General features: G+C 63.3%; 20 protein-coding genes and 3 pseudogenes. 5 read left to right on the plus strand and 18 right to left on the minus strand.

Going from position 1 to position 24,390, the window contains the following annotated elements; all coding sequences use genetic code 11:
• Positions 1 to 4: 4 nt before the first annotated feature.
• Entirely contained in the window at positions 5 to 2,458 is a 2,454-nt protein-coding gene (locus tag AC07WT_RS33490; RefSeq protein ID WP_492589614.1) for a glycogen/starch/alpha-glucan phosphorylase, read from the minus strand.
• Between the two features lie 158 nt (positions 2,459 to 2,616).
• Between AC07WT_RS33490 and AC07WT_RS33495 the strand changes: the two genes are divergently transcribed.
• Together AC07WT_RS33495 and AC07WT_RS33500 are read left to right on the plus strand one after the other, a co-directional pair.
• Positions 2,617 to 2,793 carry a hypothetical protein gene (locus tag AC07WT_RS33495; RefSeq protein WP_494950267.1) on the plus strand — a complete coding sequence of 59 codons (177 nt, stop codon included), beginning with the start codon at positions 2,617 to 2,619 and terminating at the stop codon, positions 2,791 to 2,793.
• 394 nt (positions 2,794 to 3,187) lie between these two features.
• A complete protein-coding gene (locus AC07WT_RS33500) occupies positions 3,188 to 4,555 on the plus strand; it encodes an MFS transporter (RefSeq protein WP_494951105.1) in 1,368 nt (455 codons plus the stop codon).
• 158 nt (positions 4,556 to 4,713) lie between these two features.
• Here the strand turns inward: AC07WT_RS33500 and ltaE are convergent, their stop codons facing one another.
• The 3 genes from ltaE to AC07WT_RS33515 form a co-directional block, all read right to left on the minus strand.
• Entirely contained in the window at positions 4,714 to 5,721 is a 1,008-nt protein-coding gene (gene ltaE, locus AC07WT_RS33505; RefSeq protein WP_494950268.1) for a low-specificity L-threonine aldolase, read from the minus strand.
• 290 nt (positions 5,722 to 6,011) lie between these two features.
• The gene (locus AC07WT_RS33510; protein WP_494950269.1) at positions 6,012 to 6,764 is read right to left on the minus strand and encodes a peptidoglycan DD-metalloendopeptidase family protein; all 753 of its coding nucleotides are present in this window, start codon (positions 6,762 to 6,764) and stop codon (positions 6,012 to 6,014) included.
• Positions 6,765 to 6,915: 151 nt separating this feature from the next.
• On the minus strand, positions 6,916 to 7,227 hold the full coding sequence (locus AC07WT_RS33515; RefSeq protein ID WP_494950270.1) for a cupin domain-containing protein: 312 nt from the start codon (positions 7,225 to 7,227) through the stop codon (positions 6,916 to 6,918).
• 262 nt (positions 7,228 to 7,489) lie between these two features.
• Here AC07WT_RS33515 and AC07WT_RS33520 point away from each other — a divergent pair, with 262 nt between their 5' ends.
• Positions 7,490 to 7,810 carry a hypothetical protein gene (locus AC07WT_RS33520; RefSeq protein ID WP_492589606.1) on the plus strand — a complete coding sequence of 107 codons (321 nt, stop codon included), beginning with the start codon at positions 7,490 to 7,492 and terminating at the stop codon, positions 7,808 to 7,810.
• Positions 7,811 to 8,051: 241 nt separating this feature from the next.
• Here AC07WT_RS33520 and AC07WT_RS33525 read toward each other — a convergent pair whose 3' ends face one another.
• The 8 genes and pseudogenes from AC07WT_RS33525 to AC07WT_RS33560 all read right to left on the minus strand — a co-directional run.
• Complete coding sequence (locus tag AC07WT_RS33525) at positions 8,052 to 8,369, minus strand: DUF4148 domain-containing protein (RefSeq protein WP_494950271.1); 318 nt, start codon at positions 8,367 to 8,369, stop codon at positions 8,052 to 8,054.
• Between the two features lie 275 nt (positions 8,370 to 8,644).
• Entirely contained in the window at positions 8,645 to 10,054 is a 1,410-nt protein-coding gene (gene gnd / locus AC07WT_RS33530; RefSeq protein WP_494950272.1) for an NADP-dependent phosphogluconate dehydrogenase, read from the minus strand.
• Between the two features lie 173 nt (positions 10,055 to 10,227).
• Entirely contained in the window at positions 10,228 to 10,860 is a 633-nt protein-coding gene (locus AC07WT_RS33535; protein WP_494950273.1) for a DUF938 domain-containing protein, read from the minus strand.
• Between the two features lie 47 nt (positions 10,861 to 10,907).
• Positions 10,908 to 11,513, minus strand: coding sequence for a pyridoxamine 5'-phosphate oxidase family protein (locus tag AC07WT_RS33540; protein ID WP_494950274.1), 606 nt, complete (start codon positions 11,511 to 11,513; stop codon positions 10,908 to 10,910).
• 113 nt (positions 11,514 to 11,626) lie between these two features.
• A complete protein-coding gene (locus AC07WT_RS33545; protein ID WP_494950275.1) occupies positions 11,627 to 12,523 on the minus strand; it encodes an NAD-dependent protein deacetylase in 897 nt (298 codons plus the stop codon).
• Between the two features lie 52 nt (positions 12,524 to 12,575).
• Entirely contained in the window at positions 12,576 to 12,788 is a 213-nt protein-coding gene (locus tag AC07WT_RS33550) for an oxidoreductase-like domain-containing protein (RefSeq protein WP_492589594.1), read from the minus strand.
• Positions 12,789 to 12,887: 99 nt separating this feature from the next.
• Positions 12,888 to 13,652: an SDR family oxidoreductase gene (locus AC07WT_RS33555; RefSeq protein WP_494950276.1), complete on the minus strand. Its 765-nt coding sequence runs from the start codon at positions 13,650 to 13,652 to the stop codon at positions 12,888 to 12,890.
• Between the two features lie 65 nt (positions 13,653 to 13,717).
• Positions 13,718 to 14,122, minus strand: a pseudogene (locus AC07WT_RS33560) (ABC transporter substrate-binding protein); the annotation flags it as partial.
• A 164-nt stretch (positions 14,123 to 14,286) separates the two neighbouring features.
• Between AC07WT_RS33560 and AC07WT_RS33565 the strand changes: the two are divergent.
• Positions 14,287 to 15,165, plus strand: a complete 879-nt coding sequence (locus AC07WT_RS33565) for a polysaccharide deacetylase family protein (protein WP_492589590.1) — start codon at positions 14,287 to 14,289, stop codon at positions 15,163 to 15,165.
• 54 nt (positions 15,166 to 15,219) lie between these two features.
• Here AC07WT_RS33565 and AC07WT_RS33570 read toward each other — a convergent pair whose 3' ends face one another.
• The 6 genes and pseudogenes from AC07WT_RS33570 to AC07WT_RS33595 all read right to left on the minus strand — a co-directional run.
• Positions 15,220 to 16,632 carry a DUF2252 domain-containing protein gene (locus AC07WT_RS33570; RefSeq protein ID WP_494950277.1) on the minus strand — a complete coding sequence of 471 codons (1,413 nt, stop codon included), beginning with the start codon at positions 16,630 to 16,632 and terminating at the stop codon, positions 15,220 to 15,222.
• A gap of 119 nt (positions 16,633 to 16,751) precedes the next feature.
• Positions 16,752 to 17,765: a hypothetical protein gene (locus tag AC07WT_RS33575; protein WP_494950278.1), complete on the minus strand. Its 1,014-nt coding sequence runs from the start codon at positions 17,763 to 17,765 to the stop codon at positions 16,752 to 16,754.
• 140 nt (positions 17,766 to 17,905) lie between these two features.
• On the minus strand, positions 17,906 to 20,017 hold the full coding sequence (locus AC07WT_RS33580) for a D-(-)-3-hydroxybutyrate oligomer hydrolase (RefSeq protein ID WP_494950279.1): 2,112 nt from the start codon (positions 20,015 to 20,017) through the stop codon (positions 17,906 to 17,908).
• 1,265 nt (positions 20,018 to 21,282) lie between these two features.
• On the minus strand, positions 21,283 to 22,764 hold the full coding sequence (gene mctP / locus AC07WT_RS33585) for a monocarboxylate uptake permease MctP (protein ID WP_494950280.1): 1,482 nt from the start codon (positions 22,762 to 22,764) through the stop codon (positions 21,283 to 21,285).
• Positions 22,761 to 22,958, minus strand: a complete 198-nt coding sequence (locus AC07WT_RS33590; RefSeq protein WP_492596339.1) for a DUF3311 domain-containing protein — start codon at positions 22,956 to 22,958, stop codon at positions 22,761 to 22,763. Before AC07WT_RS33590 ends, mctP begins: the two co-directional genes overlap by 4 nt.
• 471 nt (positions 22,959 to 23,429) lie before the next feature.
• Positions 23,430 to 23,696, minus strand: a pseudogene (locus tag AC07WT_RS33595) (hypothetical protein); the annotation flags it as partial.
• On the opposite strand from AC07WT_RS33595, the pseudogene AC07WT_RS33600 reads away from it, so the two are divergent.
• Positions 23,580 to 24,386, plus strand: a pseudogene (locus tag AC07WT_RS33600) (cache domain-containing protein); the annotation flags it as partial. The pseudogenes AC07WT_RS33595 and AC07WT_RS33600 sit on opposite strands and share 117 nt — an antisense overlap.
• Positions 24,387 to 24,390 lie beyond the last annotated feature (4 nt).

Below are 24,390 nucleotides of genomic sequence, written 5' to 3' on the forward strand. Positions count from 1 at the left end.
CCCGTCACTCGATCTCGAGCGGATTCACGTGCCAGATATCGCGCGCATATTCGCCGATCGTGCGGTCCGACGAAAACTGCCCCATGCCCGCAACGTTTTCGATCGCGCTCTCGGCCCACGCGCGTTTGTCGACGAAACGCGCGTCCACTTCCGCTTGCGCCTTCGCAAACGCCGCGAAATCGGCGAGCACCATGTAGTGATCGCCCCAATCGACCAGCGTGTGGAAGATGTCGGAGAACCGCAGCGGATCGTCCGGCGAGAAGAAGCCCGAGCGAATCTGGTCGAGCGCCATGCGCAGTTCCGGATTCTCCTCATAGACTTGCCGCGGCCGGTAACCGGAGGCGCGCAGGTCGTCCACTTCGTCGGCGGTATGGCCGAAGATGAAGATGTTCTCGCGCCCCACCGCGTCGCAGATCTCGATGTTCGCGCCGTCCATCGTGCCGATCGTCAACGCGCCGTTGAGCGCGAGCTTCATGTTGCCGGTGCCTGACGCTTCCGTGCCGGCCATCGAAATCTGCTCCGACAGATCGGCTGACGGAATGATCAGCTCGGCCACGCTCACGCCATAGTTCGGCACGAACACCACCTTCAGCCGGTCGCCGACCAGCGGATCGTGGTTGACCTTCTGGCCGACATCGCCGATCAGTTTGATGATCGTCTTCGCCATTCGATACGCGGACGCGGCCTTGCCGGCGAACATCACCACACGCGGCACCCAGTCGCGCTCGGGGTTCTCGCGAATCTGGTTGTAGCGCACGATCACGTGCAGCACGTTCAGCAACTGCCGCTTGTATTCGTGGATGCGCTTGACCTGCAGGTCGAACAGCGCATCGGGATCGAAGTGCAGTTTCGTGTGATGCGCGAGACGCTGCACGAGCCGCATCTTGTTCTGCCGCTTCGCTTCACGGAAGGCGTCGACGAACGCCGTGTCGTTGCGCAAATCGCGCAGCTGCTCCAGCTCGAACAGATTGCTGCGCCAGTGCTTGCCGATCTGCTGATCGATCAGCGAAGACAGCGACGGACTCGCCTGCGCGAGCCAGCGCCGCGGCGTGATGCCGTTGGTCACGTTGGTGAAGCGCTCCGGATAGAGGCGCGCGAAGTCGGCGAAGATATCGCGCGTCATCAGTTGCGAATGCAGCTTCGACACGCCGTTCACCGTATGACTCGCGACGATCGCCAGATGCGCCATCCGCACGCGCCGCTGGCCATATTCGTCGACCAGCGAAATGCGGCGGATCATCTCGCTGTCATGCCACGATTGCTCGCTGACGTGCTTGAGAAACTCCGCGTTGATCTCGAAGATGATCTCCAGATGGCGCGGCAGCAAACGCGCGAGCGTCTCGACGTCCCACGTTTCGAGCGCTTCGGGCATCAGCGTGTGATTGGTGTACGAGAACATCTGCGTGATGTGTTTCCACGCCTTGTCCCACGGCACGTGATGCACGTCCACCAGCAAACGCATCAGTTCCGGAATCGCCAGCACGGGATGCGTATCGTTCAGATGCACCGCCACTTTCTCGGCGAAGCGGCCGAACGTGCTGTGCGTGCGCTGATAGCGGCGGATCAGATCCTGCATCGTCGCCGAGACGAAGAAGTATTCCTGGCGCAGCCGGAGTTCGCGGCCGGCCGGCGTCGAGTCGTCCGGATACAGCAGGCGCGATACGTTCTCCGACATGTTCTTCGTATCGACCGCGTTGCGGTAGTCGCCGCGGTTGAACGCGCCGAGGTCGAGTTCCTCGGTCGCGCGCGCCGACCACAGGCGCAGCGTGTTAGTCGCGGCGGTCGCATAGCCGGGAATGACGGTGTCGTAGGCCATAGCATTCACATGCTCGGAGTCGATCCATTCGACGTGTTCGCCGCGCTGCACCGTGCGGCCGCCGAAGTGCACCATGTACTTGATCTCGGGCCGCGGAAACTCCCACGGATTGCCCGCGCGCAGCCAGTAGTCCGGCGCTTCGACCTGCTCGCCATTGACGATCTCCTGACGGAACATGCCGTATTCGTAGCGGATGCCATAGCCGAAGCCCGGAATGCCGAGCGTCGCCATCGAATCGAGGAAGCAGGCGGCTAGCCGCCCGAGGCCGCCGTTGCCGAGCGCGGCATCCGGTTCGAGATCGGTCAGCGCTTCCATGTCCACGCCGAGACTCGCGAGCGCTTCCTTCATCTGATCGTAAATGCCGAGCGCGAGCAACGCGTTCGTGAACGTACGCCCGATCAGGAATTCCATCGACAGGTAATAGACGCGCTTCACGTCCTGTTCGTATTGCAGGCGCGTGGTTTTCATCCAGCGCGCGACCAGCCGGTCGCGCACGGCAAGCGCGGCGGCGTGCAGCCAGTCGTGCGGGCGGGCCGTGACGGCGTCTTTGCCGACGCCATACATCATGCGATTGGAAATTGAGCGCCGTAGCGCGTCGACGGTACTGTTGAGCTGGTCGAACTCCAGATCGACGGCTGTCATCGAAGCCTCCGGGAAAAAGCGATGCGGCGAACGCGAACCGCACAGATGACGGACGGGAGGCGCGTGCCGGTCAGGCGGATTAACAAGCTAACCAACAGAGTAGGACATTTTACGACCCGCGGACACCGGCGGGCGCGAACGGGAATTAGGCACATGCCATGCCCGCCGATGCGGGGTACTTCGAGGGTTTTGCGCACTCGCGCGGTGCAAGCAGCGTGCTGGCGGGCCTGCGCGCGTGCATCGGCGTACAAAAGAGACAAACGATTGCGAACGATGCAGGCGCGCTTCGACAGGATACAGCGCGATTATTTTTCTACGACGTGACGCGCGGATGAACGACTCGATGCCCGCGATACGTGGTCGAATCGGGCCGCCTCGCCTGCTGAACGTTTTTTCCGCGCGAACTCGTATCGTGCGTGAGCCGTGCCTGCTCGGAGGCATGCGCTGGAATTGACCGTTAGTTGCATTGCGGCAGCACCCAAATGGCTGCCCTGCCGCCGCGCTCCCAGCACGATTTCCACGACTCTGTAACAATCACTTCATTCACTGCGCGAGCCGCCCTGACCGATGGATTCGGGCCGCGCGCGCTCCGCTCCACCCCACCCTGCCGCTTGCGCACCGCGCCATCTTTGGCGCGGCCGGCGCTTCGGCATGCTCAACCCGACGAGCCACGCCTTGTCCGACAAATCCAGCGCCACTTCCGCCCACGCCAATCCGGCGGACGGCCCGATGTCAGCGGCCAACCGCCGCGCGATGGCCGCGATCATGCTGGCCGTGGCGCTCGCCACGCTCGACACCGCGATCGCCAACACCGCCCTGCCCGCCATCGCCGCCGATCTGCACGCGGCGCCCGCTGCGTCGGTATGGATCATCAACGCCTACCAGCTCGCGATGGTCGCGACGCTGCTGCCGCTCGCCGCGCTCGGCGACATCGTCGGACATCGGCGGATTTATATCGGCGGGATTGCGCTGTTCACGCTGGCGTCGCTAGCCTGTTCGCTCGCTTCGACCCTGCCGCTGCTGGCCGCCGCGCGCGTGCTGCAAGGGCTTGGCGCGAGCGCGATCATGAGCGTGAATACCGCGCTGATCCGCTATCTGTATCCGCCGCATCGGCTCGGACGCGGCTTGGGCACCAACGCGCTGATCGTCGGCGTGTCGTTCGCGGTCGGGCCGACGGTGGCGTCGCTGATTCTGTCGGTGGCGGCATGGCCGTGGCTGTTCGCGATCAACGTGCCGCTCGGCCTGCTGGCGCTCGCCTTTGCATGGCCGGCGTTGCCGCACACCGAGCGCGGCACGCACAACTTCGACCCGCTCGCCGCCCTGCTCAACGTGATCACTTTTGCCGCGCTGATCTTCGCGCTCGGCGAGGCGGCTCAACGGGCTCCGGCGCAACGGGTACTGAGCGCGGCGGCGGTTGCCGTCGTATTTGGGCTGCTGCTGATCCGGCGCGAGGCGGGACACCCGGCGCCGATGCTGCCCGTCGATCTGTTCAAGCGGCCGGTGTTCGCGTTGTCGGCGGTGACCGCGGTGTGCTCGTTCGCCGCACAAGGGCTGGCGTTCGTGTCGCTGCCGTTCTACTTCGAGGATGTGCTGCATCGCAGCCAGGTCGAGACCGGCTTTCTGATGACGCCGTGGCCAGTGGTGGTGGCATTGGCCGCGCCGCTGGCCGGCAGTCTGTCCGACCGCTATCCGCCGGGCTTGCTCGGCGCGATCGGGCTCGCGGTGTTGTCGGCGGGAATGACATCGCTCGCGTTGTTGCCGGTGCATCCGCATGTGCTCGACATCGGTATCCGGATGGCGGTGTGCGGTGCGGGCTTCGGCTTCTTTCAGTCGCCGAATCTGAAGGCGCTGATGGCCAGCGCGCCGCCCGAGCGCAGCGGCGGCGCCAGCGGTATTGTCGCGACCGCGCGGCTGCTGGGGCAGACCACCGGCGCCGCGCTGGTCGCGCTGAGCTTCGGCATCGCCGGCCGGCATGGGCCGACGCTCGCGCTGGGCGCGGGCGCTTTCTTCGCCGGCGCGGCGAGCCTTGCTAGCGGGCTGCGGCTTCTGGCGCCGTCGCATCGAGCCGGCGTGCACGCCAAGGCAGCGGCGGAGTAAACGTAAACGCCGCCATAAACGCGAAGCGGGCGCGTTGCCTAACAGTGCGCCCGCTTTGTTTCGCCGCTTTGTTTCGCCGCTTTGTTTCGCCGCTTTGTTTCGCCGCTTCGTTTCGCCGCTTGTTTTCGCCGCTTTGACTACCCGGCTACGCCGCTGAATCAACGCGCGGCGAAATACCCCTTCACAGCCGCGACGAACGTGTCGATATCGGCACGCGACACATCCTTATGCGTGACGAAGCGCGACGCATACAGCATCTGCGTGAGGATACCGTGCTCCTTGAGCCACGTTTCGAGCGGCGCGCAATGCTGCTGAGGAAACTGCGCGAACACCATGTTGGTCGCCACGGACTGCACCTTGACCTGCTCGACATCGGCGAGGCCGGCAGCCAGATGCGCGGCGTTCGCGTGATCGTCGGCGAGGCGCTCGACGTTGTGATCGAGCGCATACAGGCAAGCCGCCGCCAGCACGCCGGCCTGGCGCATGCCGCCGCCCAGCACCTTGCGCCAGCGGTGTGCCACGTCGATCAGCGCCTGGCTGCCGACCAGCACCGAGCCGACCGGCGCGCCCAGGCCCTTCGAAAAGCAGATGGATACCGAGTCGAACGGCCCGCACAGCGCCGCGACCGGCTGCCTGGAGGCCACTGCCGCGTTATAGACGCGCGCGCCGTCGAGGTGAGCCGACAGGCCGTGCTGACGCGCCAGTTGCACTGCCTCGGCGACATAACCGGCCGGCAGCACTTTGCCGCCGATGGTGTTTTCCAGCGCGAACAGCCGCGTGCGCGCGAAGTGGTTGTCGATCGGCTTGATCGCGGCGGCGATCTTGTCGAGCGGGATCGAACCGTCGGCGGCATTGTCGAGCGGCTGCGGCTGAATGCTGCCGAGCACCGCGGCGCCGCCGCCTTCGTACTTATAGGTATGCGCCAACTGGCCGACGATGTATTCGTCGCCGCGCGCGCAGTGCGCCATCAGCGCGGCCAGGTTGCTTTGCGTGCCGCTCGGGAAGAACAGGCCGGCCTCCTTGCCGGCACGCTCGGCGACGCTCGCTTGCAGACGCAGCACGGTCGGGTCGTCGCCCCAGACGTCGTCGCCCACTTCGGCGGCCGACATGGCCGCGAGCATGGCCGGCGTCGGACGGGTTACGGTATCGCTGCGCAAATCGATCATTGTGAAGTCCTGTATTTGACGGCCCGTGACAGCCGGCCGGCGTGCCGCTTCGCCGGTTCAACTTCATGGCCTGCTTCATGGCCTGGTACGGCAGGCCCGGCTCTAGCTGTCGAACCACAGAGTGTATTTCAATTACCGCTGCGCTGAGAATCGCACTAAAAACCCGCGCTAAAAACCCGCAGCCGCCGCTCCCACCGGTCCCGGCTCATGTGCCGGACTCACCGCCGGATCTCTTAGGTGTTAGGTGAAACTCAGCGCCTAAGCTCGCGCCGAAACTCAGCCGCCGAAACTCAGCCGCCGGACTTAGGCAGCCAGGCAAGCGGATCGACCGGTTGGCCGTTCTGCCTGACTTCGAACTGGATCGACGCCACACCCCGGCTATCCACGCCGACTTCGCCGATGGTCTGGCCTTGCGCGACGGCGTCGCCTTCCTTGACGAGCAGCGTGCTGTTTTGCCCGTAAGCGGTAATCAATGAATCGTCGTGCTTGATAATGATCAGCGGCCCGTACGCCTCGATACCGGAGCCCGCGTACACCACCCGGCCGGTGGCGGCGGCCTTGACCGGATCGCCGGCGCGGCCGCCGATCACGATGCCGTTCGACTTGCCCGGCGCAAAGCCTTTCAGCACCGGCCCGCGCAACGGCCACAGCAGCACGCCATGCTGCGGGACGGCGCCGGCAGGGCCGTTGGCGCCGGCCATATTGACCGGCGGCGTCACCACACTGCCGGACGCCATCGGCGGCGCAACGCGCAACACCTGTCCCGGACTGACCGTCGTGGTATTCGGCGCCAGACCGTTCCACGTAGCAAGATCCTGCGGCCGACGACCGAACGCCGATGCGATGCCGGGGAGCGTGTCACCCGGATTGACGCGGTAATAGCCGGCCGGCACAGGAACCGTGGCGAGGGTGGTCGGCCGGCTCGGCGTACTGCTGTAGAACGGCGTGCTCTCCCACGGCATCGTCGTACAGCCGCCGAGCACGACGCCAAACGCGGCCACGATCAGCAACCGGGACCCCGCGATTTGCCATTGTCTTGTCATGTGATGATCCTCGACAGGTTGATTCAATTGATCTGCCAGCGCCCGCGGCGCGACGCGGAAAAACGCGGCGCAGTGTGGTGTTCAACCGAAGCGGCAGCACGCATTATGCCCGCCGTGTGCACGCGCGAGCGCACCGGCGCCGCGGCGAACTTCAGACGCTGCCTTGCGCCTCGACCACCAGAATGCGCGCCACGCCGATTGGGTGCGCGACATGTTCGGTGCCGGCCGACGCGTAGAACACATCGCCCGTTTCCAGAATGGTCGACTGTTCGAGACCCGCTTCGCGGTAACGCATCTCGACGCGGCCATCGAGCACGGCGAACACTTCCTCGCCGTCGTTGACGTGCCATTTGTACGGCTGATCGGTCCAATGCAGGCGCGTCGTGATGCCGCCCATGTTGGCAATATCGAGCGCGCCCCATGGCCGCGTCGCGGTGAAATTCTTGCTGCGAATGATCTTCATAGTGAATCGACGGTTGAACGGCGCGGCCTTCCTCTTCTCCCTACCCTTGAGGCCTATCGGGGCAGCCTGACCAGCCAGGCCGTCCGTTTCGACTGGCCCCATTATAGGTCCGACGGCGAGTCTGACGGCCGGTCTTACGGCTGTCCCGGAGCCGCGCCGCGCCATTCGTGTGATTTATTGAATCCTTTGAGGTCACCTATACTCAGGCATGCTGCCGCAACGCGCCGTACGCAAAACGCTCAGATCCTGTGAGGAGTCGGGGATGAACAAAGCCACCTTTCTGGCCGTGCAACTCAACGTCGACGATGTTGCGGCGTCGCCCGGGTTGGTCGAGTTGCTGAACACACATCTGGTTTTTGCGGCGGACGTGGCCGAAGCGGCCGACGCGCTGGTGCAGCTCGCCAGCATTGCGGGTCTGTCGAGCGGCGTGGAAGCCAGCGTCGAAATTCCCGCCGTGGCGATCGAGCGGCTGCGCGAGGCGCTCGACAATCTGAGTGGCTACGACGAATCCTGGCTGCTCGCACTCGAACCGAGCCGCGCGCTGTTCGACGATATCGGCCGCCGGCATCGGACCTTGCATTAGGCTGCGCCGGCACTGCCGCGCACCCCGGCGCCCCGTACGCCAACGCCGGCGGTCCGCCATTTTTCGCTCACCGCCCGAACCGCCAGACTGCCCGGCATGCTGAACCGCGGCTCCAGTCTCCAGGCAAACCGCCCACGCGGACCGTAAACGACAAAACGCCGTCCGGAAACCGGTCGGCGTTTTTTTATTGCCCACCGCCTGTCACCCAGGCGATGTTTGTTTGCATCAGCTTCGGCGCAAATTAGTTGCCGAAGTAAACCGACTGACGGTCGTTGCCGTTAATCGGGCGGCCAGCTTGCGAACTGCCGGCGATCGGTGCGCCGTAGCCGCTGTTCACAGCTTGAGCGGCGCCGTTCTGTGCATCGACGCGTGCTTGTGCGGCCTGCAGGTTGGCCGGGTAGTCGACGTGATCGCCAACCAGGTTGTAGCCGGCCTTTTCGAGTTGCACCAGTTCAGCGCGAACTTGAGCGCGCGTCACGGGCTGGTTCGATTGAGCAAACGAAGCAACAGGAGCGGCCAGAGCGGCGGCAACGACAACTGCGGAAATAAACGTCTTCATGATTAACCTCCAAAACTTGTTTTGATTTCGCTCGGGACCCATGTCCCGTAGCGCTTAAGTACAAGTTTAGGAGCGCCGACATCTAGGGGAAACCCCCAAAACGACGAAACTCTATTTCGATTTTCGCAATAGTTCGCAACCCACTGCACCCATATGCTATCTGAATGATAGTTTTCAGCAATAATTGCCCGTCTCAATTTCAATCGCTGGCGTCAATCACTGCCGTCACCCGGCGCGCCTTGCGGCAAGCGCGCGCCGGGCCGCGATTCAAACGCTCAGCTCCAGTTCGCGTGGAAGCTGCCCGGCTTGTCGACACGCTCGAACGTATGCGCGCCGAAGAAATCGCGCTGCGCTTGCACGAGGTTCGCGGGCAGGCGTTCCGAGCGATAAGCGTCGAAATACGCAATAGCCGATGCAAAAGCCGGCACCGGCACGCCCGCATTGATCGCGGCGATCACCACGTCGCGCAGCGCCGACTGGTAGTTCGCGGCGATGTCGCGGAAGTACGGATCGAGCAGCAGATTGGCGATCGCCTTGTCTTGCGTATAGGCGTCCGTGATCTTTTGCAGGAAGCGGGCGCGGATGATACAGCCGGCGCGGAAAATCTTCGCGATCGTGCCGAAGTCGAGGTCCCACTTATATTCTTCCGACGCCGCCCGCAGTTGCGCGAAGCCTTGCGCGTACGAAATCACCTTGCTGAAGTACAGCGCACGGCGCACCGATTCGATGAACGCGTCACGCTCGACGCCGAGCGGCTTCGCCTTCGGCCCTTCGAGCACCTTGCTCGCGGCCACGCGCTGGGTTTTCAGCGACGACAGCACGCGCGCGAACACCGCTTCTGTAATCAGCGGCAGCGGCGCGCCCAGATCGAGCGCGTTCTGGCTGGTCCACTTGCCGGTGCCCTTCTGCGCGGCGCGATCGAGGATCACGTCGACCAGGTCCTTGCCGGTTTCCTCGTCTTTCTTGCTGAAAATCTTCGAGGTGATTTCGATCAGATAGCTGTCGAGCTCGCCCTGATTCCATTCGGTGTAGACCTTGCCCAACGCCTCGTTCGACAGACCCGCGACCTGTTTGAGCACCGCATAGCTCTCGGCGATCAGCTGCATGTCGCCGTATTCGATGCCGTTGTGCACCATCTTCACGAAGTGGCCCGCGCCGTCCGGCCCCATGTAAGCAACGCACGGCTCGCCGTCCGGCGCCTTCGCGGCGATTTCGGTGAGGATCGGGGCAACCAGATCGTAAGCATCGCGCTGGCCGCCCGGCATGATCGACGGGCCTTTGAGCGCGCCCTCTTCGCCGCCCGACACGCCCGTGCCGATGAAGTGCAGGCCGGCTTTCGCCAGCTCCTGATTGCGGCGGATGGTGTCGGTGAAATGCGTATTGCCGCCGTCGATCAGGATGTCGCCCTTGTCCAGCAAAGGCTTGAGCGAGGCGATGGTGGCGTCGGTCGGCTCGCCTGCCTTGACCATCAGCAAAATGCGGCGCGGTTTTTCCAGCGACTCGACGAACTCTTCCAGCGTGAAAGCCGGCACCAGCTTGCGGTCCGGATATTCGGCGATGAGTTCGTCGGTTTTCGCACGGCTACGGTTGAATACCGACACCGCGTGGCCGCGGCTCTCGATGTTGAGCGCCAGATTGCGGCCCATGACCGCTAGCCCTACCACGCCGATGGCCTGTTTGCCCATGTGAATTCTCCAGAGTCCAAAAAATGTCGGGACGTCGCGCCGGAATGATCGTCGGCGGGACGGCGAGGGTGAAAGGATAAAAGAAATGCCGGCTTGCCGCTTGGCGGCGGGCGATGAACGGAGCTTTTCACTGCATGCGAGCCGCCGGACGTTCGCACGCAGCCGAACGCTTGTCAGACTCGCGCCGCGCTCCGGCGTCTCCTGAAAACCAGGCTGAAATTGTTGGCCGGCATTGCGATCGGCTCGTCGCACAGCAAGCCGACCGATGCGCCCAACGCTATCACGGCCTCCATGTCGCGCACACCCCATGCGGGATCGCGGCTGCGCAATTGTTGATCGAACGCCTCGTTGCTCGGTGACGTATGCGCACCGCCGCGCCTGTAAGGACCGTACAGATACAGCACGCCGCCGTCGGCGAGACACCGGCTCGCGCCGGCGAACAACGCTTGCGCCGCGGTCCACGGCGAGATGTGAATCATGTTGATGCAGACCACCGCGTCGAGCGTATCCACGCCCCAATCCGCCTGATGCACGTCGAGCGCGAGCGGCGCGCGCACGTTCGCCAGTTTTTCATGCGCGACCCACGCGGCGATGGAAGCACGCGCGTCGGCATCGGGATCGCTCGGCTGCCAGTCGAGGCCGGGCAACGCGCCGGCGAAGCACACTGCGTGCTCGCCGGTGCCGCTGGCGATTTCCAGCACCCGGCCGGTGGCCGGCAACACCTCGCGCAGCACCGCGAGGATCGGTTCGCGATTGCGTTCGGCGGACGGTGAATGTTGCCGCTGAGCGGGATGAGATTCGGTCATGTCTTGTGTTCGGTTCAACTCAGCTTCAACTCAGTTTCAACTCAGCTTCAATACAGGCTGGTGCGCAGTCTCTCGACGAGTTCACGGTCGTAGGTAGCGGCATCGAAGCTCGCGCCGTTGATACGCCGATGAATCTCGCCCGCGCTCGGCAGGCGCGAACGCTCCACATGCTGCGCCGCATCCCACAGTTTCGAGCGCACCAGCGCTTTCGAGCAATGAAAGTACACCGCGTCGACATCGATCAGCAGCACGGTGCGCGGCAGTTTACCTTCAACGGCGAAGCTTTCAAGCCATTCCGGATCGTTCGAAATGCGCCCGCGGCCGTTCACGCGCAAACTTTCGCCCACGCCCGGCACGATGAACAGCAGCGCCAGATGCGGCTCGGCGATGACGTTGCGCAGACTGTCGAGGCGATTGTTGCCGACGCGGTCCGGCAACGCGAGCGTCCGTTCGTCGACGATGCGCACGAAACCCGGCGCGTCGCCGCGCGGCGAACAGTCGAGGCCGTCGGGCCCAGCGGTGGCGAGCACGACGAACGGCGCGGCTTCGATGAACGCGCGATAGTCTTCGTTGACGTACGGAATCTCTTTGCGCACCGAGCGTTCGTGTGGCTGACCGTAGATTGCTTCGAGTTGCTCGATCGTCGTCAACATCGGCTTTCCTTTGCACCGTGGCGGTGGATTTCGTTGGATCGGCGTTGCATAGAGCGTGTGATTATCGGCGATGGCGGCGCGCGGCGCGGTTCGATCTGTCGGGTCGAACCCGCTCACTCCAGCGCCAAACGGCCCGCCAGCGCGGTCAGCGTGTCCGCGCAAGGCGCGGCGATTTTCAGCGAGAGCAGCGGATCGGCCCGCGTGCGCCCAAGATTGATCGCGACGACCGGCTTGCCCTGCTTCTGCGCCCACACGCAAAAGCGATAGCCCGAATACACCATCAACGACGAACCGGCCACCAGCACCGCGTCCGCCGCATCGAGCGCGTGCGACGCCGCTTCGACTCTCTCGCGCGGCACGCTTTCGCCGAAGAACACCACCGCCGGCTTCAGCAAGCCGCCGCAGTTCGAGCACGCCGGAATGCGGAACGCCTCGAGATCGTGCCATTCCAGATGCGCGTCGCCGTCGGCGGCGGTTTCGGCGGTGACGTTCAGCAGCGCGGGATTCTCGGCTTCGAGCGTCTGCTGGATCGAGGCGCGCGTGTGCTGCATGCCGCAGTCGAGACACGTCACGCCGTTGATCCCGCCGTGCAATTCGATCACGTCGCGGCTGCCCGCGCGCTGATGCAAACCGTCGACGTTCTGCGTGACCAGCGTCGGCACGTGACCGGCCGCTTCGAGCCGGGCGAGCGCGGTATGCGCCGCGTTCGGCTGCGCGTCGGCGACCACCGGCCAGCCGACCATGCTGCGCGCCCAGTAGCGCTGACGCATCGCGACGGTGCCGAGAAACTCCTGCAACGTGATCGGCGGCGAGCGTTTCCATTCACCGTTGTCGTCGCGATAGCCGGGGATGCCGGAGTCGGTGCTGATGCCCGCGCCGGTCAGCACGAACAGACGCGGATAACGCTGCACGAAGCTGTGCAGGTCGTCTAGCGTATGGGAGTCGGCGTGCTGGGAGTCGGCGTGCAATCCGCTGAAGGGTTCGATGCGAGCGGGCTGAAGGTCGGTCATGACAGGGACGTTGGGTAGGGTGCGGCCTGGACGTTAAGCATTGAAGCGCCGTTCAGCGGCGCGAGCGCGGCTTGCTCTGCCGCGCCTTTTGCTCGTGCCGCACCTGCCGCGCCTGCCATTCGGCGAGTGCGGCCTGATAGCGCTCGAGTGCTTCATCGTAAAGATCGAAGACACATGGAGTGCAGCCGCTATGACAACAATCGTCGAGGTCAGGCTGCACGGGCGGCACCGGCTTCGGGTCGTCCTTGGGCGTGGCTCGGGGCACGGCGAATGGCTTCCGGATGACGGGAAGCGCTCAGTATAAGTTGATCTTCCGCGCCGCGCGCGGCGGCGCATCGCGTTCTGCGCCGCCTCGGTCTTGCGGTCAGCCCCGGCCTACGAAAGGCATCTTGCTCGCCATGATCGTCATGAACTGCACGTTCGCCGACAGCGGCAGATCCGCCATATGCAGCACCGCGTCGGCCACGTGCTGCACGTCCATCAGCGGTTCGACGGCGATCTCTCCGTTCGCCTGCGGCACGCCCCGCGCCATCCGTTCGGCCATCTCGGTCGCGGCATTGCCGATGTCGATCTGGCCGCAGACGATGTCGTACTTGCGGCCGTCGAGCGAAACGGCTTTCGTGAGACCGGTGATCGCGTGCTTGGTCGCCGTGTAGGCAATGCTGTTCGGCCGCGGCGCGTGCGCCGAGATCGAGCCGTTGTTGATGATGCGGCCGCCGCGCGGCGTCTGCGTTTTCATCAGACCGAACGCGGCGCGTGTGCAGAGAAACACACCCGTGAGATTAGTGTCGACCACCGAACGCCATTCGTCGATATCGAGTTCGTCGATCTCGACGGGCGACCCGTTGCGGCCGGCGTTGTTGAACAGCACGTCGAGCCGGCCGTGCCGCGCGCGAATCGTGTCGAACAGCGCAGCGACGCTGGCGGCATCCGTGACGTCGCAAGCCACGGCGAGCGCATCGCCGCCCAACAGTTGCGCCTGCTCGACGACCGCGTCGAGCGCCGCCTGGCGACGGCCCGCCAGCACGACGCTATAGCCGCTTTCCAGCAGCTTCAGCGCACTGGCACGGCCGATGCCGCTGCCCGCGCCCGTCACCAGCGCGACCTTCCTCGTTCCCGTTACTGTCACAGCACTTCTCCTTGTTTTGCAGATCGGCCGCGCGAACCTGCCGGACTTCACCGCGCGGATTGAACCGCGCGTAACCGGTCGGCGAGTTTCCTGAAGCCCGGATCTTCCTTGCGGAACATACAACCCTACACCTCGGACATCGGCGACGTGCTGGCGACCAGGCAGTCGTTAGCATCCGCCTCCTGGGCCTTGGCACCATACAACAGCGGATCGTCCATCACAAATGCGACGGCGCGCCCGGTCTTCACATTGAGGAAGGATTCCGCGTGATCCTTGGCGCCGATGAGGCGCATATTCATGCCCTTCTCACTGTTCATCTGCCGCAGCAGGCGTTCCCCGGACGTGCCCGCCGTCGTCACCACGGTCTTGCCCGCGAGATCGGAAAAGTCCTTCACGCCCGAGCTTTTCTTCACGATCATCCGCACGCCATACTGGAAGACGCTGTTCGAAAACGCGACCGGGTTGTCGCGAAGCACAAAGTCTTTCAACTTGCCTTCATTATTTCCCGATTCTTATGCGCGCCGGTTTGAAACGGCGCAACGATGGTATCGTTTGTTGTTGCGCGTGATGCGCGCAAAGCAAGGCCTTCCCAGGACGGAGGAAGGAAGACAGGAAGCACCCGGAAGCACCGTTAATGACTGAATTCTCCTCGCCGCCACAAAACGCGGATAGCACCAAAGCCGCCGCGCCGCGCCGGCGCTGGCCGCGCACCGGCTATCCCGCGATGCTGACCGCCACCGCCGCATGGCACGTTGCCGTGCTGGCCGGCTGGCTGTTCGCGCCGTCCGCGTGGCCCTGGTGGCTCGCCGCGATTGTCGCGAATCACGCCATCTTCACGGTGGCCGGCCTGTTACCGCGCACCTCGCTGCTGGGTCCGAACTGGACGCGGCTGCCCGCCGGGGCGCGCAATGCCGACGCCGTTGCACTGACCATCGACGACGGCCCCGACCCGGTTGTCACGCCGCAAGTGCTCGATCTGCTCGACGCCTACGGCGTGCGCGCCACGTTCTTCTGCATCGGCGCGAACGCGCAGCGCTATCCGGCGCTGACGCGCGAGATCGTCGCACGCGGCCATGCGCTTGAAAACCATTCGCAGGTCCACGTGCACACCTTTTCAGTGACGTTTCCCGGCGCGCTCACGCGCGAGATCGACGCCGCGCAGCGCACCTTCGAAGAGCTGAGCGGCGAGCGGCCCATGTTCTTCCGCGCGCCTGCCGGTTTGCGCAATCTCTTTCTCGAACCCGTGCTGCAGAAGCTCGATCTGCGGCTCGCGGCGTGGACGCGACGCGGCTTCGATACCCGCGAGCGCGATCCGCAAGTCGTCGCCGAGCGGCTGCTGGACGGCCTCGCCGCGCGCGATATCCTGCTGCTGCACGACGGCAATGCCGCCCTCACCGTCGACGCCAAGCCGGTGATACTCGCGGTCCTGCCGCGTGTGATCGACGCGGTGCGCCGCCGGAACTTGCGTTTCGTCACGCTGCGCGAAGCACGTGAAGCGCATATCGACGCCTGAATACGGCGCCTGCGGCTCGCCGCCGGGGACGCGGCGAGCCGTGCAAAACCGCCGCTACACGCGAAAATCCGCCGCCATGTCGTCATCGCTGCGAGCCTGAAGCTCGCCGCTGCGGCAGGCTTTCATGAACGCGTCGTAATCGCGCTCCACCTGGTCCGCGTAAGAGGCCGCGTAGCCGGCAAGCGCTTCCGCGAACTGATCGCTGCGGCCGATATACGCGCTGACTTCGATCGCCTTGCCGCTCGCCTTGGCATGCGCGCGCGCCATGATCCAGCCGCACAGCCGTGCATAGCCTTCCAGCAGATCGGTGTCGAATAACTCGATGCTGGCCGACAGTTTCATGTCGCGCAGTTGCCGGAAATAAAAATGCCGCCCTGCCGGCCCAGTCGCCCACCCGAGGAAGATATCGCTCGCGGCCTGCAACATACGCTGCCCTTGCACGACGCGTTCGCCTTCGTGCTTGACCGCCGGCGACTTGTAGTACTGCGCGATCACCGACGGCCGCGCTTCCTTGATTTGCAGGAACAGCGGCTTGTCCATGTGATCGACATTCAGCACCACCATGCAGCGCGTGCCCACGCTGCCGACGCCCACCACCTTGAAGACAATATCCTGTGCAGTGAAATGGCTCAGCAGTTCACGCCGGTCGTGCGACATCGTCTTCAGATACTCGCCCCACATGCGTTCGAGCAGCTTGCGCCAGTTGGCGCTCTTGAACATGTCGGTCTCTTCCGGCGTGAAGAGCGTGTTCGAACCCAGCACGTGGAATAGCGCCGGCGGCGCATCGCGGATCGTCCAGCGATCGCCGTCGCGCTCGGCCATTTTCTCCAGCAAGCTTTCGTGAGTGCGGTTCGCGGCCTTTTCCATGCCGCGCCGCACGGTGCGGCGGCGCTCCGGGGTCAGCGCGGTTTCCGCCATCCGGTCGAAGGTGATGCGGTCATACCAGAGTTCGAGCGCGCCGCATTGCGCATATTGCGCCATGCGATCGCGATATTCGGTGACAGCCGTCATCACCAGATTCTCGGCCGCGCCGCGGCTCAAACGCATGTGGCGCGCGGCGACCACGAGGCTCGCGGTCAGACGTTTCAGGTCCCACTCGAAAGGACCGACCGACACTTCGTCGAAGTCATTCAAATCGAATATGAGTTGCCGCTCAGGCGTGGCGAAACCACCGAAATTCATCAGGTGGCCGTCGCCGCATATCGGCATGGTGAGGCCGGTATCGGAGATCTGGCTGAGATCGCTGGCTTGCAGAATCGCGCTGCCGCGAAAGAAGGTGAACGGCGAGACGGCCATGCGCCCATAGCGCAACGGTATGAGGTTGACGACACGGCCCTCGCTGCTTTGCTTGAGCAGTTCGATCGGGTTGCGGTTCAGTTCGCCCACCGTGCGATGGCTCGAACGCTTCGAGTGCTCGCGGGCGGCACGGCCACGGGCCTCCCGTTCGGCGATGGTGCTGGCTTTCATGCTCTTCTCCGTCTTTTCTGCGGATCTTCACGACTGGTTTTAGAAGACTGCTTGCAGCTAAGCTCGCCTGTTGCTTTTCGCTATTCTGGGACGCGATCCCAAATGGTGCCACGACGCCTTTACCATCGATATCCCACTCCGGCGAAAATCACATCCGAATCCCGGTCATAGCGAGTCACGACCCGGTTCCATTCGATCCGTCCATTCCAGTGGTCGGTAAAGCGATATGAGCCCGCAATCGTGACGAGGCCGGAGAACTTGCCGGCGCCCGGACCCGGCGTCAGACTGCCCTCGTATTCGTTGATCGCATAGTACGCGCCGACGCCGAGCGCCAGCGTGACCGTGTCGTTCATAAACGCGCGGGTTGCCCACAGCTGGCTGGTGAAGCCGTCGCGCCGCGCCACCTTGCTGCTGCCTTCGTGAAGATAGCCGACGGTGACGTCGAGGTACTTCGCAAGGCCGCGCCGGTACTCGATCGCGCCGCCCAGCGCGGTTGGCGAACTGGTCGAGTTGATGATGGTTTCGCCGACATACACCGCCACTTCGTTATTCGTGACCTTGTGCGTACTGCTGCTGGCCCAGTCGCGCGGACCGGGTGTGTTCGGGGCGTCGAACTGATAGCCGACGCCGAACATCACGCTCGTCGCATCCGGCCCGCGCTGCACGTGCACACGGTTCAACTGGAGCTGCGTGATCCACCGGCTCGAGGCATAGTATGCGGCGCGCACGCTGTAGACCACGCCCCAGCCGTGGGTGTCGGAATAACTTCCGCCTTGCTGGGCTGTCGTCGTATCGAAGTAGCGGTATGGACCGATGCCCGCTTGCAGGACGAACTGCGGGCTTCCTACCGGAATACGGCCCCAGAGCTGGATCATCTGGCCGTCGCGATGATGGTCTGGAATGTGGCCTTCGTTGAGCCAGGTAAAGCTGGCGGCGAAATACTGGCCTAGCCCTTCCTGATAGTTGAACGCCCATGTGTAGGTGTTCGTGCTGCCGGCGCGCGAGCCGCCGCCGAACATCGAGAATTCCTGGGCGTCGCTCGCGCCCGAAGCCAGCAGGAGACACAGACCGGCAACGCAGGGGATAGTCTTGACTCTCGGCTGGTTGCCTGAGACACGTTTCAGATTCAGCATGCGGGTAGCCCCTTTAAAGCTATCGTTGCTGTTCGATATTGTCAGCGGGCGCCGTGTGCCCGCCACGCTGCACGCAAGTGGCATTCTGGCCCGGGATGGGGTTGGCGTCGATACGGGGCAACGCCGCGGGCCGCCGCTCCTCAGTTCGGTACATTCACCGCGCCGTTGGCGACCGTGATCGCGTCGGGCCCGGGGCTCGTGGCAATCGCGGGAAGGTTAGCGGTGCTGAGCGGGGGCGCCGCGCCGGCAGTGCCACCGCGCGGCGTCGTATGAATCACCTGGGAAGGCGGCAACGGCGTGCCGTTCTTCAGATGGTTCCACATCAGGTTGAGTGCCTGGAGATTGTAGTAATGGACCGGCACGAAACGCGTATCGAAGCCGGCGACGCCGAGGAACGCATCGAAATGCTGGCCGTTCGTCACTTCGTAGAACGACAGCTTGCTCGCGCCGCCTTCGGCCAACTGATTCATCGCCAGATAGGGACGCGACGCATGGTTGATCGGTACGAGCGCATCGGCGCGGCCCTGCACGATGATGGCCGGCTTGCCGTGCAGGTTGGCGTTCACGCGGATCGCCTCGACGCTGCTGCTCAATCCGCCGTTCGTCCACAGTCTGCGCAGGCAGGCGGAGCCCGCATAGCTGCCATCCGCGCTCGCCAGGCGATGATCCGCTGCGCCGGATGTGCCCACGTCGTAGACGAGGTTGATGCCGTTGGTCGGCGGCACGCCGTTGCCGGTGCCGAACACCGTGAGCATCGGCGACACCGCCGGCGTGACGCCCGCCGCACCGGTTGAGCTCGTGGTGCCGAAGCTGAAGTTGCAGAGGTTATCGGCGACGCTCGACAGCGAGTACGCATTGGCATAGGTCACGGCAACGGCCGGCACTGCCTGGGAATCCCACATCGGCGCCTGCAGGAGATCGGAATCAGTCTGGTATCCGTTTTGATGTAGCAGCGTCAGCGCATTAGTCGCCTGGGCCGTCACCGTAGTGCCGGCGATGACGCCGTCGGCCGCCAGCGACGCGCATCGCGCGGTGCGAATCGCCGTGGTCGTGGCGAGCGGCAACGCGCTCAGATACGGCGCGCCGGCCGCGGCGGGCGCGAGCGCCGCGCACGGCTGCAACGTATTCGCGAGCGTCATGTAGTCGGCGAGCGGTTTGCCGATTGCACCGACCGGCACGCCGCCCTGGGTCACCGACACTTGCGCGGGCAGCCGCAAATTGATCTGCGGTTCGCCGACCACGACTGCCGTGATCCAGCCGCCGGTGTCCTGTTCGGCTGCGGCAAGCGCCGCGCCGCCGCCGTTGCTCACCGACGCCGCGATGGTCATGATCGTGCCGTTGGCGTAGCGCACGGTGCGAGTCGAGCCGTCGAGCGTGCCGAATGAATCGTTGAGTGCCCAGTACGCGAACTGGATAGCTTGCAGCGTGTTTTTGCCCCAATCCTTTTCCGGATTCTGTTGCGAGTGTGCGTGCTTGAACGCGTAGCGATTCGGGAAATTGCTGTTGAAGGCAGCGAGCGCGCTGCCGCTCAGATTCGCGGTAAAGATGCTGGTTTTGCCGGCGGTGCCTGCGTCCTGCAAGGTGCCGTCGATGAGCGTGACGAGGTTGGTCGACAGTTCATGCGCGCCGTTGCCGCCGCCCTTGTCGGTGTAGGCGACTGCGCAACCGCGCTTGAGGCCCCACTCGCCGGCTGCGGAGATTGCGCCGTACACGCCGCGCGAACCCGACGAGGTCGCTGTGACGATGCATGGCTGATCCTGATTGAAGCTCGCCGGGATTTGCACGAGCATGCTGACGTTCTGCTTGCCGCTGCCTTCGTCGGCGAACGCGAGATATTCCTTGCCGGCGATTTTGCCCTCCCCAAGGGTGTCGTTGCCGTTCAGGTCGACATTGGGACCCCAGAAACGCCCGTAGCCGCCGTTTGCCGTCATGTCGACGAGCGCGCGATAGTTCGACCAGATGGCGAGACGCCGGAGTTCGGCGGCGGTGGGTTGTGATGGGTTGGCGATGGTCGGCGCCGTGGCCGAGGCCAGGCCGGTTTTACCGAGGCCGGCAGTGAGGAGGTCGTCGGTGTTACCGTCGTAGGACTGGATTTTCGCCGGGCTGGTGATGAAGCCCGGGAGGACGTTGGTCTGTGGTTTGATGTTATTGCCGCCGTGGCATGAGGTTAGTGCAATAGCTATTGCTATTAGTGATGCTCGCGCTTGGGTGGTAGGTTTTAGCGCCGTTTTCGCTCGTATCGGTGATGTCATCTCGGTTGTCTCCACTTTCTTTTTTTGTGGTCCCGCCGTTGGGACCCTGCTGGGCGGGGGTCTCTCGATGAATCAGGCTTCCTGGGTTTTGTCCCCTGCCGGGGGCTTGGGAAAGCTTGATGCAAGTTTAGGATGTTTTTTTGCCTGTGCGGCGCTTCTTATGTTTGTTTGCCTGCGGCGTTGGCCTTTCCTTGATTTTTTGCCTATGCGGCACTTATGGTGGTACTGCCTGCGGCGTTGGCCTTTCCTTGATTTTTTGCCCGTGCGGCACTTATGGTGGTATTGCCTGCGGCGTTGGCCTTTCCTTGATTTTTTGCCCGTGCGGCACTTATGGTGGTATTGCCTGCGGCGTTGGCCTTTCCTTGATTTTTTGCCCGTGCGGCACTTATGGTGGTACTGCCTGCGGCGTTGGCCTTTCCTTGATTATTTGCCTTCGCGGCGCTTATGTTCGTGCTGCCTGCGGCGTTGGCCTTTCCTTGATTTGATATTGGTTTATTAGCTTTCCCCCTGTGCGGGGGAGCACCTACTTTTCTTTGCCGGCCGCAAAGAAAAGTAGGCAAAAGAAAGCGGCTCGAACCGCCAATTCTGAAGCGGGCACCTCGGTCAACCACCGGTAGTGGAAACCTGCCGGACCACACCGTGGTCCATGAGTGCCGGTGACAAGGCAGTCATCCACCCCTTCTCGCGCTGCGCGCTCGCCGGCAAGGTCCATCCCACACCACCCGCTTCGTTTGTATGTTGGTGGAGGCCATCGGCTTCGCCTCGGCGAGGTGCAGATATGGATTACCGAGCAGAACCTGGGCGTAACGGCGCGGCGCGCACGCGTGAAATGGCGAGCTACGCTCCGCGCAAAACGCAGGCGCCAAACGTAGTGGGTGGTTGGATGAAGTACCTTTCCGGCGAGCGCGCAGCGCGAGAAGGGGCGGATGACTGCCTTGTCACCGGGGCGTGAAGGTGCGCTGGCACAGATCAGGCGGCCTCCACTCCCCGTTGATCACAGGGGTGCCCGCTTAGTACTTGCGGTGTGAAGCCGCTTTCTTTTGCCTACTTTTCTTTGCGGCCGGCGCCCCGAAGGAAGTCCCCTTGGGGGACAAAGAAAAGTAGGTGCTCCCCCGCACAGGGGGAAAGCTAATAAACCAATATCAAATCAAGGAAAGGCCAACGCCGCAGGCAGCACCACCATAAGTGCCGCACAGGGCAAAAATCAAGAAAGGCCAACACCGTAGGCAAACAAACAACAAGCGCCGGCCCGGCAAAAAAAAACCTCAAACAACAGCGACAACTCTCCGAGGAGACAGAACAGAAACCCCAAAACTAACAACAACGTTAGCCACAAGCGCGATCAACCCGATATAAACCGGATAGACAGCGTCGCCAAAGTGCAAGGCGAACACCGGCTTGAGCCCTTGAGAAACAGCCATACCCGTCCCGATCACAATCCCGACGAGCCACCCGAGGAACAACCCCTGCGTGTTCAACCGCCGCGTATACAAGGAAAACACAATAGCCGGAAAGATCTGCAAAATCCAAACCCCACCGAGCAACTGCAAATCAATCGCATACTGCGTAGGCAAAAACACAATAAACAACAGCGCGCCGAACTTCACGACCAAAGAAACGATCTTCGCCGTAGAAGCCTCCGCCGCCGGCGTGATATCCGGCGAGACGAGAGGACGCCACAAATTCCGCGTGAACAGATTGGCCGCCCCAATCGACATGATCGCAGCAGGCACCAACGCGCTAATCGCAATCGCCGCCGCCGCAAAACCGACAAACCACGATGGGAACAGCGTGTTGAACAGCGCCGGCACCATGTCCGAAGCCGACTTCACATGCACGCCCGCCGCAATCGCCATATACCCAAGCAACGCAATCAGCCCGAGCAACAACGTGTAAGCCGGCAAGAAAATCGCATTCTTACGCACCGTGCTCACGGAAGAAGACGACAACACCGCCGTCATCGTATGCGGATACATGAATGCCGCCAGCGCCGAGCCCAAGGCAAGCGATGCATAAGCAGTGAACTGCGCCGGCTTCAGGATGACGCCGGTTGCACCGCCCTTGGCCTTGAAATACGTATCGGCCGCGTCGAACACATGTGCGTAGCCGCCGAGCTTCGACGGAATCAGCCACACCGCCGCGATCACGACGATGTAGATCATGATGTCCTTCACGAACGCGATCATCGCCGGCGCCCGCAAGCCGCTGGCATACGTGTACAACGCAAGAATCACGAAGGCGACGATCAACGGCATTTCGCCGCTCACGCCCAAGCCCTTGATCACGACCTGCATGCCCACCAGTTGCAGCGCGATATACGGCATCGTCGCGACAATGCCGGTCAGCGCGACCGCCGCCGGGAACCACTTGCCGCCGTATTCGCCCTCCACGTAGTCGGCCGCCGTGATGTGGTCCTTCTCCTTCGCGACTTTCCACAACCTCGGCATCACCGCGAACACAAACGGATAGACAATGATCGTGTACGGCAATGCGAAGAAGCCATACGCCCCCACCGAATACACGAGCGCGGGCACCGCGATCACGGTATAGGCGGTGTAGAAGTCGCCGCCCACCAGGAACCACGAAATCACCGTGCCGAACTGGCGGCCGCCCAAACCCCACTCATGCAATTGCGTCAGGTCGCCCCGCTTCCAGCGCGCGGCAAAAAAACCGATCACGGTGACGAGAACAAAGAACGCGATAAAGACGGTCATCGAAACCGGATTCACAGGATTCAGATCGCTCATTTGACACCTCGATACACGACGTAAATCAGCAGCGAGGTCAACGGCACCCACAGGAACTGATACCAGTAGAAGAACGGAAAGCCGGCGAACGAGGGACGCGTGTCGTTATAGAACGGCAGCCACAACAACGCGATGTACGGAATCAGCAAGATGAGCCAGAGCCATGAACGGCCGGACGGTTGGGAGGTCTCCACAAACTTCTCCTAGATCTATTATCGAAACCGCGTGACATGACTTGTGGTCCGGCACGCGGAAAACCGGTTGCCTGTTATCAGGCAGGCGGAACCGGAGTTTGCTTGTTGCACAACGCGGAAATGGATTGGCGTGACGGCTTATCCAGCTTGTCGGTCGAACATTCATACGAATGCGCAACGACCTCACCGCAGGTCATGGCCGGCTTGCAGGCACGCCACCGGCGTAGCGAAGGCGAATGCCCTCCCCTTGCGACGATGCACGGACTGAGCCTGAAACCGGGTTCATGTGTCTCCTGCTGATTTATAAAAATGCCGGGCCGGGCCGGATTCGCGACAGTGCGCCAGAAGGTGTACCCGGCCGAAAGGCGCGGCACGCCGTGGGGATGTAGTATTCGCCTTCGTAAGCGTCCTCACAAGCGCGTAACTACGTAAGCAGGCTACGTAATACTACGTAGCCCGTCGGCCGTCTTTTCAACGATGAAACTCAAAGCGAAGATCTTCCTGCTGGCTATCGTGCCCTTTCTGGCCGCCATCGCCAGCATCGAAACCGGCGTGCGCCGCGAAGCCACGGCGCTCGCCGAAACGCAGCACGCCACGACGCAGGCTGCGTACATGGCCAGCAAGGAAATCGAACTCAAGCACTACGTCGAGCTCGCGACCACCGCGATCGCGCCGCTCTACAACGCGGGACGCGGCAACGCGCGCGACGATGCAATGCTGCGCACCCGCGCGCTCGACATACTGGAGAAAATGGATTTCGGTCAGGACGGCTACTTCTTCGTCTACGACATGCACGGCCGCACGTTGATGCATCCGCGCGAGCCCGATCTGGTCGGACGCGATCTGTGGGCGCTGCGCGACCCGCAAGGCACGCCGACCATTCAGCAACTGCTCGCCGCCGCCTCGCATGGCGGCGGCTACGTGCGCTACGTGTGGCATCGTCCGTCGACGGGCAAGCTCGCATCGAAGCTCGGCTATGTGGTGCCGCTCGAACGCTGGGGCTGGATGATCGGCACCGGCATCTATCTGGACGACGTGGATACGACGCTCGCGCACATCGACCAGCGCGCGGCGGCCAACATCGATCGCACGATGAAGTGGATCGACGCGATCGCGCTAGCAGGCCTCGCCGTGATCGCGTTGTGCGCGCTGGTGCTCAACGTCACCGAATACCGCAGCGCCGACGCGAAACTGAAGCGGCTCGCGCAGCAGGTGGTCGAGTCGCAGGAAAACGAACGCGCGCGGCTATCGCGTGAACTGCACGACGGCATCAGTCAGATGATGGTGTCGGTCAAGCTGCTGCTGGAATCGGCGCTCGCGCGCTTCGAGCGCAGCGCGGTGCGCGTGCCGGCGGCGGAAGCCGCGCTATCGACCAGTCTCGCGCGGCTCGGCGATACGCTGCGCGAAGTGCGCCGCATTTCCCATGCGCTGC

The organism is Paraburkholderia sp. GW821-FHT02A12 (assembly GCF_059422005.1).

What these genes read in the sequence shown, in the direction of transcription:
- AC07WT_RS33490 (WP_492589614.1), bottom strand. Translation starts at nt 2,458, where the DNA reads ATGACAGCCGTCGATCTGGAGTTCGACCAGCTCAACAGTACCGTCGAC.
- AC07WT_RS33495 (WP_494950267.1), top strand. Translation starts at nt 2,617, where the DNA reads ATGCCCGCCGATGCGGGGTACTTCGAGGGTTTTGCGCACTCGCGCGGT.
- AC07WT_RS33500 (WP_494951105.1), top strand. Translation starts at nt 3,188, where the DNA reads ATGTCAGCGGCCAACCGCCGCGCGATGGCCGCGATCATGCTGGCCGTG.
- ltaE (WP_494950268.1), bottom strand. Translation starts at nt 5,721, where the DNA reads ATGATCGATTTGCGCAGCGATACCGTAACCCGTCCGACGCCGGCCATG.
- AC07WT_RS33510 (WP_494950269.1), bottom strand. Translation starts at nt 6,764, where the DNA reads ATGACAAGACAATGGCAAATCGCGGGGTCCCGGTTGCTGATCGTGGCC.
- AC07WT_RS33515 (WP_494950270.1), bottom strand. Translation starts at nt 7,227, where the DNA reads ATGAAGATCATTCGCAGCAAGAATTTCACCGCGACGCGGCCATGGGGC.
- AC07WT_RS33520 (WP_492589606.1), top strand. Translation starts at nt 7,490, where the DNA reads ATGAACAAAGCCACCTTTCTGGCCGTGCAACTCAACGTCGACGATGTT.
- AC07WT_RS33525 (WP_494950271.1), bottom strand. Translation starts at nt 8,369, where the DNA reads ATGAAGACGTTTATTTCCGCAGTTGTCGTTGCCGCCGCTCTGGCCGCT.
- gnd (WP_494950272.1), bottom strand. Translation starts at nt 10,054, where the DNA reads ATGGGCAAACAGGCCATCGGCGTGGTAGGGCTAGCGGTCATGGGCCGC.
- AC07WT_RS33535 (WP_494950273.1), bottom strand. Translation starts at nt 10,860, where the DNA reads ATGACCGAATCTCATCCCGCTCAGCGGCAACATTCACCGTCCGCCGAA.
- AC07WT_RS33540 (WP_494950274.1), bottom strand. Translation starts at nt 11,513, where the DNA reads ATGTTGACGACGATCGAGCAACTCGAAGCAATCTACGGTCAGCCACAC.
- AC07WT_RS33545 (WP_494950275.1), bottom strand. Translation starts at nt 12,523, where the DNA reads ATGACCGACCTTCAGCCCGCTCGCATCGAACCCTTCAGCGGATTGCAC.
- AC07WT_RS33565 (WP_492589590.1), top strand. Translation starts at nt 14,287, where the DNA reads ATGACTGAATTCTCCTCGCCGCCACAAAACGCGGATAGCACCAAAGCC.
- AC07WT_RS33570 (WP_494950277.1), bottom strand. Translation starts at nt 16,632, where the DNA reads ATGAAAGCCAGCACCATCGCCGAACGGGAGGCCCGTGGCCGTGCCGCC.
- AC07WT_RS33575 (WP_494950278.1), bottom strand. Translation starts at nt 17,765, where the DNA reads ATGCTGAATCTGAAACGTGTCTCAGGCAACCAGCCGAGAGTCAAGACT.
- AC07WT_RS33580 (WP_494950279.1), bottom strand. Translation starts at nt 20,017, where the DNA reads ATGACATCACCGATACGAGCGAAAACGGCGCTAAAACCTACCACCCAA.
- mctP (WP_494950280.1), bottom strand. Translation starts at nt 22,764, where the DNA reads ATGAGCGATCTGAATCCTGTGAATCCGGTTTCGATGACCGTCTTTATC.